Source organism: Shewanella sp. BJSY2023SW005, assembly GCF_047314585.1.
Lineage (GTDB): Bacteria > Pseudomonadota > Gammaproteobacteria > Enterobacterales > Shewanellaceae > Shewanella > Shewanella algae.
Map to the genome: position 1 here is coordinate 19,035 of NZ_JBKORJ010000006.1, position 17,745 is coordinate 36,779.

Here is a 17,745-nt window from a genome sequence, read left to right on the forward strand (position 1 = left end):
TACGACAAACTACTGATTTCATGGTGACCATTTTATGACCAAAAACCCACAGCAGGCCAGGCTCTGCCAATATCAGCAGCATATGCTGATGACAAAGCTCGAGGCTGAGCCAGGCAAGTTGAAACTCATCTGGCGCAGCAGGCAAACGCAACTGAAATACGCGCTTTGGGGACTACTGGCGATGCTTGCCGGAATTCTGGGAGTGCTGGTGTTCGACCCCGCCAGACAGGACACTTGGTTTACGGCTGCCATCATAGCTATAGTGCTGGGGCTCAGCGGCATCATCATGGGCCTGAACCTCTACCGCCTGCTCAAACCCGTTACTCTGGATCTGCAACAGGGCTGCTTCTTCCGGGGCGGAAAAAGCAAGCCTCTCAGTCAACTCTGCCGCATAGAGGTGCAACGCAATACCTATAACGAAAGATTCAGAAGTCACATGCTTGAACACCTGACTGACGAAGAGCTCATAAGTGTCAGCGTGGTACTCTGTTTTGCTGAGCGTGAGCGACTCGGTTTTGGCCTGTTCAAACCTCAAAAGCAGGCCACAGACAAGGCCAGAGCCTACGCACAAACACTCGCCGAACTGATAGGCTTTAACGGCGAAATAACAGTTACCCAGGGTTCAGGCCTGGGCCGTTAAGTTACGCTACTCTTTAGCCAAGCCTGACAAACCAAAGGGGCCAGCTGTTAACTTAATTCAATGATTATGTTGATATATTTATACACACAAAAACAAAGGGAATTAGATTTGCGCTCGGAGGATGGCAGCGTTAAGGTATCGCGGCGAATCATAACTACCAAGAAGGAACCATGATCGACAGTAAGCAGCGATATTTTGCCGAGCAAGATATCAAAGCCCCCGCCACCCCTCTTCCCAAACACGCCTTGTTCAATACCCTAAGCGACCTGATAGTCGCTCTCTGTTTTCTACTGGGCAGCTTCTTTTTTCTCACAGATGTTCACACTATTATCGGCGCCTGGCTGTTTGTAATAGGCAGTGTTCAGCTACTGATAAAGCCCCTGGTCACCCTGCTCAACTGGTGGCGCTGACAGATTAATCTGCCACCAATATATCAGGGCTTTTGCCATACACTCGCCCCCAGGCAGAAGCCCTGCCACCATTGCGCCACACTTTACCCAGCCGATAAACGCAACGCATTGCCAAGGGCTATTTCTCTGATAGTATATGTATAAATTCACAGTAATCCGGTGCTAAAGGTTTGCAGAGACTGGATCTTATTGCTATCACCGAGCTCAAGGGCGTAGCCGCTAAAATGGCTGAGAAACTGCACAAGCTCGGAATCAACACGGTACAGGATCTGCTGTTCCACCTGCCGCTGCGCTACGAAGACAGAACCCGCATCTACCCCATAGCCAGCCTCACACCCGGAAGCTACGGCACCATAGAAGCCGAAATTCAGTCCAGCCAGATAATCAATGGCCGCAAGCGCATGTTGATCTGCAATGTCCGTGATGACAGCGGCACCATGACCCTGAGGTTCTTCAATTTCTCTGCCGCCCAGCGCAATGCCATGCAACAAGGGCTGACCATTAGAGCCTACGGCGAAGTGCGCCGAGGTAACCACCAGGCCGAGATCATTCATCCGGATTACAAGATACTCAAAGGCGACGAACCACCCAACCTCAGTGAAACCCTGACGCCCATCTATCCCACCACTGAAGGGCTCAAGCAGGCCAGTTGGATGAAATTGACCGAGCAGGCTCTAAACCTGCTGCAGGAGGACGGACTGCAGGAGTTGCTACCCGAGGCGCTGCGCCCCAATCAGCAAAGCCTGGCTCAGGCGGTGCGCACCCTGCATAGGCCCCCGGCGGATGTCGATATCTACCGTCTGGAACAGGGGCAACACCCGGCGCAGCAACGCCTGGTGCAGGAAGAACTGCTGGCGCATAACCTGTCTATGCTCAAGCTCAGAGAGCGCAGTAATCATGACAAAGCCGTGCCTTTGCCGGCCACCGGCGCTTTACTCAATCCCTTCCTCGCCGCCTTGCCCTTTAAACCTACGGGGGCGCAGCAGCGAGTGGTGGCAGATATCGGCCGCGATATTGAAAAACCGCAACCCATGATGCGCCTGGTTCAGGGCGACGTCGGCTCGGGCAAGACCCTGGTGGCGGCCATGGCCGCGCTGCAGGCGATAGAAAACGGTTATCAGGTGGCCATGATGGCACCCACTGAGCTGTTGGCCGAGCAACATGCAATTAATTTCAGTCAATGGCTGGAGCCATTGGGGCTCAAAGTCGGCTGGCTGGCGGGCAAGCTCAAGGGCAAGGCCAGGGCCCAGTCGCTGGAGGATATCGCCTCCGGCAGTGCCCACATGGTGATAGGTACCCACGCCATCTTTCAAGAGCAGGTACAGTTTCACAAGCTGGCGTTGATCATCATAGATGAGCAACACAGATTCGGCGTACATCAGCGCCTGGGGCTGAGAGAGAAAGGCATCAGCCAGGGTTTTCATCCCCACCAGCTGATCATGACGGCGACCCCTATTCCCCGCACCCTGGCAATGACCGCCTATGCGGATTTGGATACCTCCATCATCGACGAGTTACCGCCGGGGCGTACCCCGGTCACCACAGTGGCCATCAGTGACAGTCGGCGTCAGGAGGTGATCGACAGGGTACGTCAGGCGGCGCTCAATGACGGTCGCCAGGCCTACTGGGTCTGCACCCTTATCGAAGAATCCGAAGTGCTCGAATGCCAGGCAGCCGAAGACACCTGCGAAGAACTGCGTACCGCCCTGCCGGAGCTGAGCATAGGCCTGGTACATGGCCGAATGAAGAGCGCTGAAAAACAACAAGTCATGGACAGCTTCAAACGCGGCGACCTCAAGTTGTTGGTGGCCACCACAGTCATTGAAGTGGGGGTCGATGTGCCCAACGCCAGTCTGATGATCATCGAAAACCCGGAACGGCTCGGGCTGGCACAGCTGCACCAGTTGCGCGGCCGGGTCGGTCGCGGCGCCGTGGCCAGCCACTGCGTCCTGCTGTATAAGGCACCGCTGTCACACACGGCTACCAAACGGCTTGGAGTATTGCGTCAGAGCAACGACGGCTTTGTCATTGCCCAAAAAGATCTGGAGATCCGCGGCCCGGGTGAAGTGTTGGGCACCCGCCAGACAGGTATAGCCGATATGAAGGTGGCCAATCTGGTACGGGATCAGGCGCTTATTCCCCACATCCAGAAACTGGCTCGCCACGTGATGAGCCAGGCACCGGAGAATGTCGATGCCATCATTCAGCGTTGGCTGGGCGACCGGCAGCAGTATGTTCAGGCCTAGTGCGCTAAAAACGTCACAAAGTTGCCGAGAGTTCAGCCGGGGTTCAAGTCAATCACCACAGGATCTGCTCTACTGGCAATATTTCACAAATAAATCCTGCTGCCAGGCGGCCGAACGCTGGACAAGATGGCCAATATTTGCAGAATGGGAGAGGCGCTGCCTCACAGGTATCAATGAAAGGAAATCCAATGCAAGTCAATCAAGAAGATAGAATCGCGCCGCAGGAAAAGTCCTCTGGCAACAGTGGCATTGCTATCATCCTATTGGTGTTGGTATTGCTGATTGCAGGAGGAGCCTACTACTATTTCAGCGGCGAACAAGAGCCGCAGCAAGCAGCAGAGCCCACCCAGGTTGAACTCCCCGAACCCGCTCCCAGCGAACCGCTGCAAACCCAAGTCCCGGTGCCTGAACCTGAAACCGTACCCGAGCCAGAACCTGAAGTGGTTCAGCCCGAAGTCGAGCCGGAACAACCTCTGCCTTCACTGGCCGAAAGTGATGAATATGTTCATGAAAAGGCCGTGGCAATGGCTGATGGCATGAAGATAGAGCCACTGCTGGTTGAACAAGATCTGGTACGCCAGTTCGTGGTGTTTGTCGATAATCTGGCCCAAGGCGAACTGGCCCGTAAAACCAGTCCGATGAAAGGCCCGAGCGACACCTTCACAGTATCTGAAATCTCCAACAAGACCTATCTGGATCCGGATAGCTACCACAGATACGACCTTTACGCCGACTTCCTCACCGGCCTCAACGACGAGCAGTTGCTCAACACCTATCGTCAGTTGTCGCCGCTGCTGGAGCAGGCCTTCGATGAGCTGGGTTACCCCAATCTCAAATTCGATGAGCGGATGCAACAAGCCATCAAGGTGCTGTTGGCAACCCCAGTGATAGAAGATCCTATCGAGCTGTACGCCATCAGCGTGAACTACAAGTTTGTCGATCCCAAACTGGAAACACTGCCCAACGCGCAGAAAATGCTGGTACGTATGGGTCCCGACAACACTCGTAAGATCAAGACGGTACTGCGGCGGCTGCAGAGCCAGCTGAGCAACTGAGCGGCATCTGAATCACCCGGCGCCCGCCGGGTGATTCCCTTGTTAGCGAAAAGTTGTAACTGATCTTTAGCTGTAACCTAAACCCCTTCTTAAAACCCGTACTTTCAGTGTAGAATATGGCCCTTTGTACCGGTGTTTCAGAGGGAACGGGCAATCGGTACGGCGGTCGCATTCCGACCCGACAGATTCACTCCCTCACGACCCGTAAGGGATAGCAACAAAGATCTGTGTCAGAGGCAAAGCAGTGCAACTAGCGTTCAGTATTCTCTCCTGGGGAGCCTGGTCCCCGGAGTATCAACAGCAGCAAGATTGGCAGCAGTGGCAAAGTAGCAACTGCGCCCTTGATGACAGCGATCGCATTGCCCCCAAGTTACCCCAGGTTGCCGCCATGCAGCGGCGCCGTTTCAGCCGCCTGAGCAAGATGATGCTGGAAGCCGCCTTTCAGGCTGAAGCCCCCAGCCAATGCCGCAGCGTATTTGCCTCGCGCCATGGCGAACTCAATCGCACCATAGAACTGCTGCAGGATATTATTGCCAGGCAGCCGCTCTCTCCCATGGGTTTCAGCCAATCGGTTCACAACACCGCCAGCGGTCTGTTTGGCATAGTCACGGGTAATACTGGCGCTTCCACTTCAGTGGCGGCGGGCACAGATACCCTATCCCAAGCCATGTTGGAAGCCTGGGCCCAGTTGGCCGAGGACCCCAGCCCCCTGCTATTGGTGTTCGGCGATGACCCTGTGCCGCCCGTCTATGATGAATTTACCCAAGAGATGGAACTGCCACTGGCCTTGTCTCTGCAGCTGGCCCCGGCCGATGTTACCGGCATCGCCCGAGTTACCCTGAGCCAGCAGACCGGCGCCGGGCAGCCGCTGAGCTTCGGCGCACTGCTGCAGGCACTGGCAAACGGCACGGCAATCCAGGGGCAACTGGCCCATTGGCATTGGCAGCTGGAACCCTCAAGGGAGCCGCTATGACAGCCCCGGCAACCGGTATCGGCTATTTTCCCCGTTGGCTCGCCGGCATCAGCTGTTATATCGCCTTCGGCCTTGGCGGCTTGCTGAGCTCCTTGACCATTTTACCTGTGCTGAGGTTCTGGCCCGGCGAGCGCGATGTGCGCATTCAAAGAGTACAAAAAGCGGTGCACTACATGTTCCGCGGCTTTGTGCATATGCTGACCTGGGCCGGCGTGGTCAGGGTCAGCACGGTAAATCTGCAGCGATTACAGCAGGCCAAAGGCATGGTGGTGATTGCCAATCACCCCACCCTCATAGATGTGGTGGTGTTAATCAGCCTGATGCCCAATGCCGGCTGCATAGTAAAACAGGGACTGTGGCGTAACCCCTTTCTGCGCGGAGTCGTCTCCGCCGCCGGCTATATTCCCAATCGCGGCGCCGATCTGCTGCTACAGGACTGCCGTGAAGTGTTGGCCAGAGGCACCAATCTGATCATCTTTCCCGAGGGCACACGCACGGTAAAAGGCGCAGTGATCAATCCCTTTGCCCGCGGTTCGGCCAATATCGCCCTGCGCACCGGGGCCGATATTCTGCCAGTGGTACTCAGGGTGGTCCATCCCGGACTCACCAAACAGGATCCCTGGTACGAAATCCCGAGACGCACCATACAGATGCAAGTGGAAACCGGGGCAAGCATAGCGCATCTGAGGTATGATGCCGAAAGCGGTGGCGATGCCCGGATGGCACGCCAACTCACCAGAGATCTGGAAACCTATTACAAACAACAATTAGATATAAATTATGAGCTTACATAACGAAATTAAACAGCTAATCATAGATTGCCTCGATCTTGAGGATATCAGTATCGACGATATAGATACCGAAGCACCGCTGTTCGGTGAGGGGTTGGGACTGGATTCCATCGATGCACTTGAGCTGGGCTTGGCGATCAAGAAGCAGTTCGATGTCAAGATCGAAGCCAACTCAGAGGCAACCAAGGCCCACTTTTACAGTGTTGCCAGCCTTGCCGCGTTTATCGAATCCCAGCGCGCGTAGGAGGTGCTCATGCAAAGCCGTGAACAGATATTGGAAATGCTGAGCAAGATCCTGGTCGATGAGTTTGAAGTGGATGCCGAGGCGATAACCCCTGAGGCTTCCCTCTATGAAGAGCTGGATCTGGACAGCATTGATGCGGTGGATCTGGTGATCAAACTGCAACAGCTGACCGGCAAAAAGATCCAGCCCGATGAATTCAAGTCGGTACGGACGGTCAACGACGTGGTTAACGCCATCGAGGGACTGGTTAAAGACTGATGCGTGCCCTGGCTCAGACAGTCACGGCCCTGTTGCTGCTGGGATATCCCCTGGCGGTATATCTAGGGCTGAACTATCTGCCGGGCAATGGTCTGGCACTCTTGCTGGCGGCCTTGCTCGGCGCCAGGTTGCTGCTGGGGAAGCAAAAGCTCAAGGCGCTGGCCGCTCCGGTCGTTCTGGGGTTACTGCTGGCGCTCGGCAGCTTGCTCGCCAAGCGTCAGGACTGGCTGCTGTACTACCCTGTGCTGGTCAATGCCTGCATGCTGGTGCTGTTTGCCTCTTCGCTGCTTAAAGGTCCCAGCATGGTGGAACGTCTGGCTAGGTTGGCCGAGCCGGATCTGCCCGAGGAAGCCAGGCCCTACCTGGTAAGGGTCACACAACTCTGGTGTGGTCTGTTTGTCTTCAACGGCGGCATGGCGGCTTATACGGCGCTGCTTACCAGCCTGGAGACCTGGACCCTGTACAACGGCCTGATAGCCTATCTGCTGATGGGGCTGCTCGGTGGCGGAGAATGGCTCTATCGCCACTTTTGTCTGAAGCGATCATAAAGGGACAGTTATGACAGAGTTATTGAAAACCTGGCTTACCCAAGGCCCAGCAGGGCAACAACTGATCAGTTTTAACCACCATGACATAGTCACGGGTTCACTGTTCGCCACCCAGGTCTATCATCTGCATCAACGCCTGCAAGCCCGGTCGGAAAAGCGTTGGTTACTGGCCTGCGACAGCAGCGATCTGTTCGCCGTTGGCCTCTGTGCAGCCCTGTTGTCGGGCAAGCAGATCATACTGCCGGCCAACACTCAGCCGGGGACTCTGAGCGAACTGACCCAGGAGTTTGATGCCATAGTGTCAGACCGCCCCCTGTGTGAGGGCAAGATCTGGCTCGAGCTGAAAAAAGAGCTGTCACTGCCCCACTCGCCCTGGCCGCAGATGGCCGAGGGGGATGAGTTCGGCGAACTGCTGCTGTTCACCTCAGGCTCCAGCGGCCAACCCAAGGCGGTTCGCAAGCGCCTGCAGCAACTGGATGCCGAAGTCAGTGTGCTGGAGCAGACCTTCGCCGCTCACCTGCCACAGTGCAGTGTGATTGCCACCGTCAGCCACCAGCATATCTATGGCTTGCTGTTTAAGATTCTCTGGCCACTGGCGGCCAGTCGCCCCTTCCTCAGCGATCTGGTGGAATACCCGGAAACCCTGAGTTATTACACCGCCCTGTTTCCCAACCTGTGCCTGATCAGCAGCCCGGCGCAGCTGTCGAGGCTGCCGGATGCGCTGGAACATGAACGCCAGCTGCACACTCCCAGCCTGATCTTCAGCTCCGGCGGGCCCCTGAGCCTGGAAGCCGCCCAAGGGGTCAAGCGCTGCTACGGTAGCCTGCCAATCGAGGTCTACGGCAGCACGGAAACCGGCGGCATAGGTTATCGGCGCCAACAGAGCAGCGACACGCCCTGGCAGGCCTTTGCCCCCATGGAGCTGAGCAATGACAGCGACGGCGCTTTGCTGCTGCGCTCGCCCTATCTCGAAGATGACGACCAATACCGCTGTGAAGACAAGGTTCGGCTGCTGGGCGAAGGCCAGTTCTGCCTCGAAGGCCGCTTGGACCGCATCGTCAAGATAGAGGAAAAGCGCCTGTCTCTGGTGCAGATGGAAACCTTGCTCAACGCCCATCCCTGGGTGACCCAATCGCATCTGGTGCTGCTGGAAAACCCCAGAGTGCAACTGGGCGCGGCGGTAGAGCTTTCCGCCGCTGGCAAGGCACAGCTCGAAGCCGAGGGCAAACTCAGCATCAACAACGCCCTCAAGGCCCATCTGCTGAGCCAATTTGAACGTGTGACTCTGCCAAGGCGCTGGCGCTATCCACAGCAGCTGCCACTCAATGCCCAGGGCAAGTTGCTCAAAAACGATATTCTCGAGCTGTTTGATCATGATTAAGTCTGTTCTTCCGCCCATTGTTCAACACCGGCATCAGAACAATGAAGCCAGTTGGCGCCTGAGCATTCCGGCCGAGCTGCCTATGTTTGCCGGCCACTTTCCCGGCCAGCCGGTATTGCCCGGCGTGACTCAACTGGACTGGGCCGTGCGTCTCGGCAGCCAGGCATTCGGCTATGATGCCGAAGTCGCGGTACTCGAGGTGCTCAAGTTTCAGCAACTGCTGTTGCCAAATATGCAAGTCACCCTCAGCATCAGCAATAACCCCGCCAAGGGCAAACTGAGCTTCAGCTACAGCGACGGCGAACAGAAGTTCGGCTCGGGTCGTATCGCCTTCAAGACAGAGGCCAAGCAATGAAGCTGGCGCTGATCATCCCCAATTACAACCACAGGGGCCATATCGCTGCGACGCTGGAAGCCCTCAAACCGCTGGGGCTGCCCTGCTTTTTGATCAACGACGGCAGCGACGATGAGACCCGCTATCTGTTGCAACAGTTGTCCGAACAACAGAGCGACTGGGTCAGCCTGCTACATCACCCTTATAACCGCGGCAAGGGCGCCGCCGTGATGACAGGCCTGCGCGCCGCCTGGGCCGCGGGTTTTTCCCATGGCCTACAGGTGGACGCCGACGGCCAACATAATCTGGAAGATATTCCGGCGCTAATCGCCAGGGCGCAGCTCAACCCCAAGGCGCTGATCTCCGGCCTGCCGCAATATGATGATTCCGTGCCCAAGGGTCGGCTCTACGGCCGTTACCTGACCCATTTTTGGGTCTGGGTCGAGACCCTGAGCCTGGATATCCGCGATTCCATGTGCGGCTTTCGAATCTATCCACTGGCGGCCACCGAGGCCCTGCTTCGCAGCGAAGCCCTCGGCGAGCGGATGGACTTTGATATCGAAGTCATGGTGCGTCTCTACTGGCGCGGTGTTGCCATAGAACATATTCCCACCAAGGTGATCTACCCGGAAGACGGCAGCAGCCATTTTCAGGGGCTGGCCGACAATGTGAGGATCAGCAAGCTGCACACCAGGCTGTTTTTCTCCATGCTGTGGCGCAAGCTCAAGGGGCAGAAACTGGGGCCAATCCAAGCGGCACAAGACAACCCCCAAGGCGCCCATTGGTCCAACGTCAAGGAACGGGGCTGCTACTGGGGTATCAAGCTGCTGGCCGAAAGCTATCGTTTCGGCGGACACTGGCTGGCACGGGCGATCATGTACCCGGTGATCTGTTACTTCTTTATCACAGGGCGACAGGCCCGCGAGGCGTCACAAGCGTTTCTAAAGCGGGTACAGGCACTGGAGCCACAGCACCCGAGCCTAAGTCAGCCGGTGACTTGGCGCGACAGCCTGCGCCACTTCTTCGCCTTCGGCAATGCCGCGCTGGATCGCATCGATGCCTGGTGCGATCGCATTCGTTTGCAACAGGTGGAGTTCAGCGACCGTCAGCAGTTGGCCGAGCAGTTGCAGAGCGGCCAGGGAGCCGTGTTGCTGGTGTCCCACCTTGGCAATATCGAGCTGTGCCGCGCCATCTCCATTCACCAGCGCAAGGTGAAGGTCAATGTGATGGTGATGACCCGCAATGCCGAAAACTTCAACCGGGTGCTCAAGCAGCTGAACCCGGACAGTGAACTCAACTTACTCCAGGTCACCGAACTCAACCCGGCCACCTCCATGTTGCTGCAAAGCAAGGTCGAGGCCGGTGAATTGGTGGTGATAGCCGCCGATCGCACCTCCAGCCACAGCCCGGGTCGCACGGTGAAAGTGCCATTCCTCGGCGAGATGGCGCCCTTCCCCCAGGGCCCCTTTATTCTGGCCGGGCTGCTGGACTGCCCCATCTACACCATGTTCTGCCTGCGGGAACAGCAGGGCTATAAGGTCTGGCTCGAGCCCTTCGAGCAGAGTCTCAAAGGCCCGAGAGCCGAGCGGCAGCAGCGACTGCAACAGGCCGCCGGCCTCTATGCCCAGCGGCTGGAACATTTTGCCCGCAAGGCACCACTGCAGTGGTTTAACTTTTTCGATTTTTGGCGGCAGGACCAAGTTGCTGACCGCCCCAAGGACAATTCATGAGCGCAACAGTTAAGGCCACCAAGACGGTCGGCTTCGGCCAAACATCACTGACACTGGAACAGGTGGTCGCCATTGCCAAAGGAGCGCCGGTAACCCTCAACGCCAGTGCAGAGTACCGTGACTATATCCAGCGCGGCGCCCGCTTTATCGACAGCCTGCTTCATGAAGAAGGCGTGGTCTATGGGGTCACCACAGGCTATGGCGACTCCTGTACCGTCAATGTCGGCCCGGATCTGGTACACGAGCTGCCGCTGCATCTGTCGCGCTTTCATGGCTGCGGCATGGGCAAGGTGCTGGAAATCCCTCAGGCCAGAGCCGTGATGGCCTGTCGCCTCAACTCACTGGCCGTGGGTAAGTCCGGTGTCAGCTATGAGCTGCTGGAGCGCATAGCCCTGCTGCTGAACCTCAACATAGTGCCGGTGATCCCGGAGGAAGGCTCTGTGGGTGCCAGCGGCGATCTCACGCCACTGTCTTATCTGGCCGCCGCACTGGTTGGCGAACGGGAGGTCTTCTATCAAGGACAGCGCCGCGCCACCAGCGAGGTCTATGCCGAACTTGGGATCAGCGCCCTCAAGCTCAGGCCCAAAGAGGGCCTGGCACTGATGAACGGCACCGCCGTGATGACGGCGCTGGCTTGTCTGGCCTATGACAGGGCCGAGTACCTGAGCCGCCTGTGCGCCCGCATTACCGCCATGGCCTCACTGACGCTCAAGGGCAACTCCAACCATTTCGACGAGATACTGTTTGCCGCCAAGCCGCACCCGGGGCAGAACCAGGTCGCGGCCTGGATCCGTGAAGACCTCAACCACCACGAGCACCCACGCAACTCTGACAGACTGCAGGACAGATATTCGATTCGCTGCGCGCCGCACATTATCGGGGTCTTGGCCGATGCCCTGCCCTTTATGCGCCAGTTTATCGAGACCGAACTCAACAGCGCCAACGACAACCCGATAGTGGACGGCGAGGGGGAACATATTCTCCATGGCGGCCACTTCTATGGTGGCCATATCGCTTTTGCCATGGACAGCCTCAAGAATGCGGTGGCCAATTTGGCGGACCTGCTGGACAGGCAGATGGCTCTGGTGATGGATCCCAAATTCAACAACGGCCTGCCGGCCAACCTGTCGGCCAGCCAGGGCGAGCGCAGCCCCATCAACCACGGTTTCAAGGCAGTGCAGATAGGTTGCTCGGCCTGGACCGCCGAGGCACTGAAACACACTATGCCCGCCAGCGTGTTCTCGCGCTCTACCGAGTGTCACAACCAGGACAAGGTCAGCATGGGCACCATTGCCGCCCGTGACGCCCTGCGGGTGCTGGAACTGACCGAGCAGGTGGCCGCTGCCGCACTGCTGGCCATGAGTCAGGGGATCCGCCTGCGCCTGCTCGCCGGTGAACTGGAACGTGAGTCGCTGACCGAGTCAGTAGCTACCACCCTGGCGCAGCTGGAAGCCGACTTTGAACTCTTGATTGAAGACAGGCCGCTGGAAGCCTTGTTGCGGCAAACCCTGGCCAAGATCCAAGCCGGGGAGTGGGAGGTGTGCCGATGAAAGCCATCCTCAGCACTGAAATAGAGCTGGAGATCCCCTTCCACGATGTCGACTCCATGGGCATTACCTGGCATGGCAACTATCTGCGTTATTTTGAGATAGCCCGCTGCAAGCTGCTGGACAGGTTCGACTACGGCTACAGCCGAATGCAGGAGTCAGGTTACGCCTGGCCGATAGTGGATCTGCAGCTGAAATACGTCAAACCCAGCCGTTTCGAGCAGAAGATCCGGGTGAGTGCCGCCTTGGTTGAGTGGGAAAATCGACTGAAGATTAACTACCAGATTTGCGACGCCGCCAGCGGTGAGCGCCTCACCAAGGGCTACACCATACAGGCCGCAGTGGATATGCAGACTCAGGAACTGTGCTTGGTGACCCCGCCGGTGTTCCGTGAGCGCCTGGCGCCCTTCATCGCGGCCGCCGAGGCCAAACCATGAAACCCTCAGCTTTCGGCTTTCGGCTCACTCGGCAGCCCGCCTTACTGCTTGGGCTGCTGGGACTGGTTTGGTTTGGCGCCGCTTGCAGCAACATGGCTTTAGGGGAAGTGGCGCCAGCCACTATGGCATTGGGAGAAGTGGCGCCAGCCACTATGGCATTGGGAAAAGTGGCGGCTGATAACACTCAGACAGAGCCGGTGGCAGTGCTGGCCGCCGAAGCCAAGGGAAAAATCAGGCCGGAGGCACAGGCATTCGACAAACTCTTTGCCAACCCGGCCACAGAGCAGACTCTGCAGCAGTTAAGCACTAAGATGGCCCTCAGCGACAGCAGCCGAGGCCAGTTTGAGCAGGTGCGCTGGCTCAGGGTGCTGAAACAACCACTTCGCAGCAGCGGCGAATTTCTGTTTCAGCGAGAACTGGGCATGCTCTGGCAACAGCAGACTCCCTTTGGCAACCTCTTGCTGCTGAAACAGGGCGAGCTTATCCAGCAGGACAGCCAGGGCAAGCTCAGTGTCACCAAGGCCGATGCCGGCCCGGCAGCCATGGCTGAAATGCTGCCTCGCATGATGCAATCCCTGCTCTCCGGTGATATTCAGGCATTGAGCCAAGGGTTTGAACTCTATCTGCTCAATGACCAAGCGGGTCATTGGCAACTGGGACTCAAGGCCAAGGAACAGACAATGGCGGCTCTGCTGCCGCAAATGGTGCTCGAAGGCAATAAGGATCTCGAATCTCTGACCCTGCTGGCCAAGAACGGCGATATCAGCCAGATATTCTTCTCTGAACTGGATAAATCCCCACTCAATGACAGCGAGCGCGCTCGCTTCTTTCCCGAGGTGGCCCCCTGATGTCGCCTCGCCCTGAGCGCTCTCGTCCCAGGCTCTCGGCGCCTGCTGGCCTGCTGTTGTGGCTGGGGCTGCTGACGCTGCTTATTCTGCTTGGTGTCTGGCAGTGGCAACAGGGCGGCCGTATTCAGAGCGACATTCTCGCCATGCTGCCCAAGGTACAGGAAGATCCGCTCGCCGAAGCGGCGCTGAAACGCATGGAGCAGAAACTGGGCAATCAAGTGTATATCGGCCTGATTGCCAAGGATAAGCCTCAGGCGATCGACGCCGGCAAACAGCTACTGAGTGCGCTGGAAAAGGAGCAAGGCGCCTTTAAGAGAGTGCGCAGCGCCGAGGCCAACAGCTTCAGCGCCCTGGGGCGTTTCTATTTCCCCTATCGCATGGGGCTGCTCAGTGACAGCCAGAGGCAGCAACTCGCTAGCGGTGAATTAACCACTCTGATTCAAAACGCGCAGCAACAGCTCTACAGCGCCTTTGGCGCCGCCGGCAGCGACCTGATTGCCGAAGATCCGCTGTTGTTGTTCCCCGACTGGCTCAAGTCGCTGGCCGAGGGCCGCAGTCTCATCCAGGCCGAGGGCATACTGTTGGCGCCAACGCCGCAAGGCCAGTATGCAGCCATAGTGATGGCCGAGGGCATAGGCAGCGCCTTTAACCCGCAGCAACAGGCAATCCAGCTCAAGGCGCTGGAGCAGGCCTTGGCGCCTCTGCCGCAAGATATTCGAGTGCTCAAGGCCGGCGCCCTGTTTCATGCCGCGGCCGCCACAGAATCGGCCAAGAGCGAGATCAACCGTATCGGATTAGTCTCCCTGCTTGGAGTGATTCTGCTGGTGCTGCTGGCGTTTCGCTCCTTGATGCCGCTGACGGTGGCACTGCTCACCCTGGGCAGTGGATTTCTGGCGGCGACAGTCACTACCCTAACACTGTTTGGCGAACTGCATCTGCTGACGCTGGTGTTCGGCACCAGCCTTATCGGTATCGCCATCGACTACAGCTTTCACTTCTACTGCGAGCGCTTGCAACATCCCAAGGCTTCTCCCAGACAGGTGATTGGCCTGATATTCCCGGCCGTGACCCTGGCCTTGCTCACCAGTGTCGGCGCTTACCTGGGCATAGGCCTGGCGCCTTTTCCCGGCATGCAACAAGTGGCCGTGTTCTGTGCCAGCGGGCTGATTTTCACCTGGCTGACACTGCTGCTGGCTTACCCGGCCATAGCCGCCAGCCCTTTGCTTGCCGGAGACAGCCGCCTGGCGCTGGCTGGACGCTTGCTGAATCTCTGGCAAGCTCTCGGTCGGCGCAGCAGTCTGTTAATCCTAGTGCCACTGGGGTTACTGCTGCTGTTTGGCGGCATTAACCTCAAGGCCAACGATGATATCCGGGCGCTGCAGAGCAGCCCACCAGCGGTCAGCGAGCCGGAAAATGCTCTCAGGCAACTGCTGAGTGGCGGCACGGACAATCAGTTCCTGCTGGTTCGGGGTGACAGCGCCGAGGAGATGCTGCAGCGTCTCGAACAGCTGGCGCCCGGGCTCAAGCGTTTGATTGCTGAAGGCAAACTCGGCAACAGCGTGAATATCGCCCGCTATTTGCCAAGCATCAAACGCCAGCAGCAAGATCATCAGCTGCAGGGACTTATCTATCGCCAAACAGATACAGTTTTGGACACCCTGGGGCTTAATGCCGAGCTTGCCGGGCCGCTCTCGAGGCAATGGGCCGAATTCCAGCCGCTCTCGGCCACAGACTGGCTCGCCAGTGAAGGGGCTAAATCCTCAGGGCTGAGTGACCTCTACCTCGCCCCCACTGACGGAATATCGGCTCACGCCGCCATAGTGCTGCTCGGTGGCATCCACGATCTCGACGCCCTCAAGCAGCTGGCAAGCAGCAACCCGGGCGTGCAGTTGGTCGACAAGGTCGCCGATATCTCGGCGCTGATGGCCAAATACCGTCAATTGACCCTGCTGATGCTGGCACTGGCACTGACACTGGCGGCGGTGATTTTCAGCTGGCGCTTTGGTTTGCGCCGCGGCCTTTGGGTGGCGCTGGTGCCGACTCTGGCGGCGATTCTGACTCTGGGCGCCCTTGGCTGGCTCGGCAGCGGCTTGACCCTGTTTCATGCCCTGGCACTGGTGTTGGTGTTCGGCATAGGCGTGGACTACAGCCTGTTTTTTGCCGAAGCTAAACAGCATCCCAGAGGCGTGATGTTGGCGGTGCTGATGTCTGCCGCCTCAACCCTGCTGGCCTTTGGCCTGCTGGCTTTGAGTGACACCTATGCCATTGCCGCCTTTGGCATAACCCTGGCGCTGGGCATAGGTTTTACCCTGTTACTCGCTCCCCTAACCTCAACTCTTACAAGGAATGCAAAGTGAACACTGCCAATGCCGTGGAACAAGTCGATGTGGTAATTATCGGTGCCGGGCCATCCGGCTCGGTCGCGGCCAGCCTGCTGAAACAACAAGGAGTAGATGCCCTGGTGCTGGAGCGGGCCCAATTTCCACGCTTTTCCATCGGAGAGAGCCTGCTGCCCTGCTGCATGACAGTGCTGGAGCAGGCTGGGATGACAGAAGCCGTAGCCGAGGCCGGGTTTCAGTTTAAAAACGGCGCCGCCTTTCGGCGCAACGGCCGCTACACCACCTTTGATTTCAGTGACAAGTTTACCCCGGGCCCCGGCACCACCTTTCAGGTTCCCCGAGGCCAGTTCGACAAACTGCTGGCCGACACCGCCAGTACCCAAGGGGTAGAGATACGTTATGGCCAGACGGTCACCGCGGTGGATCTCAGCGCAGAGCCACGGCTGACAGTGGCAGACGAAAATGGACGAGTCTATTCAGTGCAGGCCAAATATCTGCTGGATGCCAGTGGCTTTGGCCGGGTGTTGCCAAGATTGCTGCATCTGGAATGCCCCTCCAGCCTGCCGGCCCGCTCGGCCATCTTTACCCATATTGAGGACAATATCAGCGACCCGGAGTTTGACCGCAACAAGATCCTTATCAGCGTGCATCCGCGCAACAAGGATATCTGGTATTGGTTGATCCCCTTCAGTAACGGCACCTGTTCGCTGGGGGTGGTGGCCGAACCGCATCTGCTGGCAAGACTCGAAGGCAGCCTGGAGCAGCAACTGCGCACCATAGTCAATGAAGAGCCAGGGCTGGAGGCGCTGCTTAAGGACGCCAGAGTGATCCGCGACTGCGCCACCTTGAAGGGCTATTCGGCCAATGTCAGCACCCTGGCCAGTGACAAGTTTGCCCTGCTGGGCAATGCCGGTGAGTTTCTCGACCCGGTATTCTCCTCCGGGGTGACCATAGCCATGCACTCGGCCAGTCTGGCCTGCGACTGTCTGGTACGCCAACTCAAGGGGGAAGCGGTAGACTGGCAGCAGGATTATGCCGAGCCCTTGATGCTGGGGGTCAACACCTTCCGCACCTATGTGGAAGCCTGGTATGACGGCAGATTCCAGGAGGTGATCTTCTTTGAAGACGCCAACCCCAAAATAAAACAGATGATTTGCTCTATCCTGGCGGGCTACGCCTGGGACAGCAACAACCCCTTTGTCAGTGAATCCCGGCGCAGATTGGATCTGGTGGTGAACCTCTGCCGCGACGCCGTCGAGGAAGCCTTATGACAGCCGCTGTCACCCGCTTGCTACTGCTTGCCACTGTGCTGGTTGGCCTGAGTGGCTGCAGCCAGCTATTGTATCGCCAAACCTGCGTTGCCCTGGCAAAGGATGTCAGTTATTGTCTGGCGCCGCTGCCGCTGAACCAGGCCGCGCCCAAGGGACAAACCTCTGATACCAAGGCTGCCAAAGACGCAAAGCAGCCAGATGAGCCCCAGGGCAGTGACTCGGTTCAAGCTCAAACTTTGGAGCAAACGCTCAGTCTCAGCCAGCAGGTGCGGCTGCAACGAGGGGAGCAGAGCCATGAGCTTATCAGCCAACTGGAACTGCAGCCGCAGCAGATGACAGTGGTGGGGCTGGCACCTCTGGGCCAAGCACTGTTTACCTTGATCTACGATGGACATACACTGACCAGCGAGCAGAGTGTGCTGCTCGGTAATGAGTTTAAAGCAGAATATCTGCTGGCCTTGCTGCAGCTCATCTATTGGCCGGAGGAAAAGCTGAACGCTTATCTGGATGGTGCCAGGGTGAAACTGGAAGATTGCGCCGCCGTCCTGTGCCGGGTATTGCTGAGCAATGACAATCGCGAGCTGATACGGATAAGTTACTCCAGCCCCGACATCTGGCATGCGGAAGTGGCCATGAACATGCCGCAGGCCGATTTAAAACTGAACATTAAGCCCCTGTAATGGATACAGGGCC

At 57.8% G+C, this 17,745-nt stretch carries 18 protein-coding genes; all 18 read left to right on the forward strand.

Going from position 1 to position 17,745, the window contains the following annotated elements:
• The first annotated feature begins 34 nt into the window (after window positions 1–34).
• The 18 genes from ACMHXI_RS00635 (at window position 35) to ACMHXI_RS00720 (ending at window position 17,732) form a co-directional block, all read left to right on the forward strand.
• The gene (locus ACMHXI_RS00635) at window positions 35–640 is read left to right on the forward strand and encodes a hypothetical protein (protein WP_071238942.1); all 606 of its coding nucleotides are present in this window, start codon (window positions 35–37) and stop codon (window positions 638–640) included.
• A gap of 170 nt (window positions 641–810) precedes the next feature.
• Entirely contained in the window at window positions 811–1,050 is a 240-nt protein-coding gene (locus ACMHXI_RS00640) for a YrhK family protein (RefSeq protein ID WP_037474551.1), read from the forward strand.
• 170 nt (window positions 1,051–1,220) lie between these two features.
• A complete protein-coding gene (gene recG / locus ACMHXI_RS00645; RefSeq protein WP_413733720.1) occupies window positions 1,221–3,296 on the forward strand; it encodes an ATP-dependent DNA helicase RecG in 2,076 nt (691 codons plus the stop codon).
• 188 nt (window positions 3,297–3,484) lie between these two features.
• Window positions 3,485–4,351 (forward strand): DUF3014 domain-containing protein, encoded by an 867-nt coding sequence (locus ACMHXI_RS00650; RefSeq protein WP_413733722.1) that lies wholly within the window; start codon window positions 3,485–3,487, stop codon window positions 4,349–4,351.
• A gap of 244 nt (window positions 4,352–4,595) precedes the next feature.
• The gene (locus ACMHXI_RS00655) at window positions 4,596–5,324 is read left to right on the forward strand and encodes a beta-ketoacyl synthase chain length factor (RefSeq protein WP_025010128.1); all 729 of its coding nucleotides are present in this window, start codon (window positions 4,596–4,598) and stop codon (window positions 5,322–5,324) included.
• Window positions 5,321–6,118, forward strand: coding sequence for a lysophospholipid acyltransferase family protein (locus ACMHXI_RS00660; RefSeq protein ID WP_264920486.1), 798 nt, complete (start codon window positions 5,321–5,323; stop codon window positions 6,116–6,118). The genes ACMHXI_RS00655 and ACMHXI_RS00660 overlap by 4 nt, the downstream gene beginning before the upstream one ends.
• On the forward strand, window positions 6,105–6,359 hold the full coding sequence (locus ACMHXI_RS00665; protein WP_025010130.1) for a phosphopantetheine-binding protein: 255 nt from the start codon (window positions 6,105–6,107) through the stop codon (window positions 6,357–6,359). Before ACMHXI_RS00660 ends, ACMHXI_RS00665 begins: the two co-directional genes overlap by 14 nt.
• A gap of 9 nt (window positions 6,360–6,368) precedes the next feature.
• Window positions 6,369–6,617, forward strand: coding sequence for an acyl carrier protein (locus ACMHXI_RS00670; RefSeq protein ID WP_025010131.1), 249 nt, complete (start codon window positions 6,369–6,371; stop codon window positions 6,615–6,617).
• Window positions 6,617–7,165, forward strand: a complete 549-nt coding sequence (locus ACMHXI_RS00675; protein WP_224867061.1) for a hypothetical protein — start codon at window positions 6,617–6,619, stop codon at window positions 7,163–7,165. The genes ACMHXI_RS00670 and ACMHXI_RS00675 overlap by 1 nt, the downstream gene beginning before the upstream one ends.
• A gap of 10 nt (window positions 7,166–7,175) precedes the next feature.
• Window positions 7,176–8,546, forward strand: coding sequence for an AMP-binding protein (locus ACMHXI_RS00680; protein WP_413733725.1), 1,371 nt, complete (start codon window positions 7,176–7,178; stop codon window positions 8,544–8,546).
• Window positions 8,539–8,901, forward strand: coding sequence for a thioester dehydrase (locus tag ACMHXI_RS00685; RefSeq protein ID WP_413733727.1), 363 nt, complete (start codon window positions 8,539–8,541; stop codon window positions 8,899–8,901). The genes ACMHXI_RS00680 and ACMHXI_RS00685 overlap by 8 nt, the downstream gene beginning before the upstream one ends.
• Entirely contained in the window at window positions 8,898–10,610 is a 1,713-nt protein-coding gene (locus tag ACMHXI_RS00690) for a glycosyltransferase family 2 protein (RefSeq protein ID WP_413733729.1), read from the forward strand. Before ACMHXI_RS00685 ends, ACMHXI_RS00690 begins: the two co-directional genes overlap by 4 nt.
• The gene (locus ACMHXI_RS00695; protein WP_208142234.1) at window positions 10,607–12,160 is read left to right on the forward strand and encodes an HAL/PAL/TAL family ammonia-lyase; all 1,554 of its coding nucleotides are present in this window, start codon (window positions 10,607–10,609) and stop codon (window positions 12,158–12,160) included. The genes ACMHXI_RS00690 and ACMHXI_RS00695 overlap by 4 nt, the downstream gene beginning before the upstream one ends.
• Complete coding sequence (locus ACMHXI_RS00700; protein WP_221055564.1) at window positions 12,157–12,594, forward strand: acyl-CoA thioesterase; 438 nt, start codon at window positions 12,157–12,159, stop codon at window positions 12,592–12,594. The genes ACMHXI_RS00695 and ACMHXI_RS00700 overlap by 4 nt, the downstream gene beginning before the upstream one ends.
• The gene (locus ACMHXI_RS00705; protein WP_413733732.1) at window positions 12,591–13,442 is read left to right on the forward strand and encodes an outer membrane lipoprotein carrier protein LolA; all 852 of its coding nucleotides are present in this window, start codon (window positions 12,591–12,593) and stop codon (window positions 13,440–13,442) included. Before ACMHXI_RS00700 ends, ACMHXI_RS00705 begins: the two co-directional genes overlap by 4 nt.
• Window positions 13,442–15,799, forward strand: coding sequence for an MMPL family transporter (locus tag ACMHXI_RS00710; RefSeq protein WP_345852044.1), 2,358 nt, complete (start codon window positions 13,442–13,444; stop codon window positions 15,797–15,799). The genes ACMHXI_RS00705 and ACMHXI_RS00710 overlap by 1 nt, the downstream gene beginning before the upstream one ends.
• On the forward strand, window positions 15,796–17,052 hold the full coding sequence (locus ACMHXI_RS00715; protein ID WP_345852046.1) for an NAD(P)/FAD-dependent oxidoreductase: 1,257 nt from the start codon (window positions 15,796–15,798) through the stop codon (window positions 17,050–17,052). Before ACMHXI_RS00710 ends, ACMHXI_RS00715 begins: the two co-directional genes overlap by 4 nt.
• Complete coding sequence (locus ACMHXI_RS00720; protein ID WP_096142504.1) at window positions 17,049–17,732, forward strand: DUF3261 domain-containing protein; 684 nt, start codon at window positions 17,049–17,051, stop codon at window positions 17,730–17,732. The genes ACMHXI_RS00715 and ACMHXI_RS00720 overlap by 4 nt, the downstream gene beginning before the upstream one ends.
• The last annotated feature ends 13 nt before the right edge of the window (window positions 17,733–17,745 follow it).

What these genes read in the sequence shown, in the direction of transcription:
- ACMHXI_RS00635 (WP_071238942.1), top strand. Translation starts at nt 35, where the DNA reads ATGACCAAAAACCCACAGCAGGCCAGGCTCTGCCAATATCAGCAGCAT.
- ACMHXI_RS00640 (WP_037474551.1), top strand. Translation starts at nt 811, where the DNA reads ATGATCGACAGTAAGCAGCGATATTTTGCCGAGCAAGATATCAAAGCC.
- ACMHXI_RS00650 (WP_413733722.1), top strand. Translation starts at nt 3,485, where the DNA reads ATGCAAGTCAATCAAGAAGATAGAATCGCGCCGCAGGAAAAGTCCTCT.
- ACMHXI_RS00660 (WP_264920486.1), top strand. Translation starts at nt 5,321, where the DNA reads ATGACAGCCCCGGCAACCGGTATCGGCTATTTTCCCCGTTGGCTCGCC.
- ACMHXI_RS00665 (WP_025010130.1), top strand. Translation starts at nt 6,105, where the DNA reads ATGAGCTTACATAACGAAATTAAACAGCTAATCATAGATTGCCTCGAT.
- ACMHXI_RS00670 (WP_025010131.1), top strand. Translation starts at nt 6,369, where the DNA reads ATGCAAAGCCGTGAACAGATATTGGAAATGCTGAGCAAGATCCTGGTC.
- ACMHXI_RS00675 (WP_224867061.1), top strand. Translation starts at nt 6,617, where the DNA reads ATGCGTGCCCTGGCTCAGACAGTCACGGCCCTGTTGCTGCTGGGATAT.
- ACMHXI_RS00680 (WP_413733725.1), top strand. Translation starts at nt 7,176, where the DNA reads ATGACAGAGTTATTGAAAACCTGGCTTACCCAAGGCCCAGCAGGGCAA.
- ACMHXI_RS00685 (WP_413733727.1), top strand. Translation starts at nt 8,539, where the DNA reads ATGATTAAGTCTGTTCTTCCGCCCATTGTTCAACACCGGCATCAGAAC.
- ACMHXI_RS00690 (WP_413733729.1), top strand. Translation starts at nt 8,898, where the DNA reads ATGAAGCTGGCGCTGATCATCCCCAATTACAACCACAGGGGCCATATC.
- ACMHXI_RS00695 (WP_208142234.1), top strand. Translation starts at nt 10,607, where the DNA reads ATGAGCGCAACAGTTAAGGCCACCAAGACGGTCGGCTTCGGCCAAACA.
- ACMHXI_RS00700 (WP_221055564.1), top strand. Translation starts at nt 12,157, where the DNA reads ATGAAAGCCATCCTCAGCACTGAAATAGAGCTGGAGATCCCCTTCCAC.
- ACMHXI_RS00705 (WP_413733732.1), top strand. Translation starts at nt 12,591, where the DNA reads ATGAAACCCTCAGCTTTCGGCTTTCGGCTCACTCGGCAGCCCGCCTTA.
- ACMHXI_RS00710 (WP_345852044.1), top strand. Translation starts at nt 13,442, where the DNA reads ATGTCGCCTCGCCCTGAGCGCTCTCGTCCCAGGCTCTCGGCGCCTGCT.
- ACMHXI_RS00720 (WP_096142504.1), top strand. Translation starts at nt 17,049, where the DNA reads ATGACAGCCGCTGTCACCCGCTTGCTACTGCTTGCCACTGTGCTGGTT.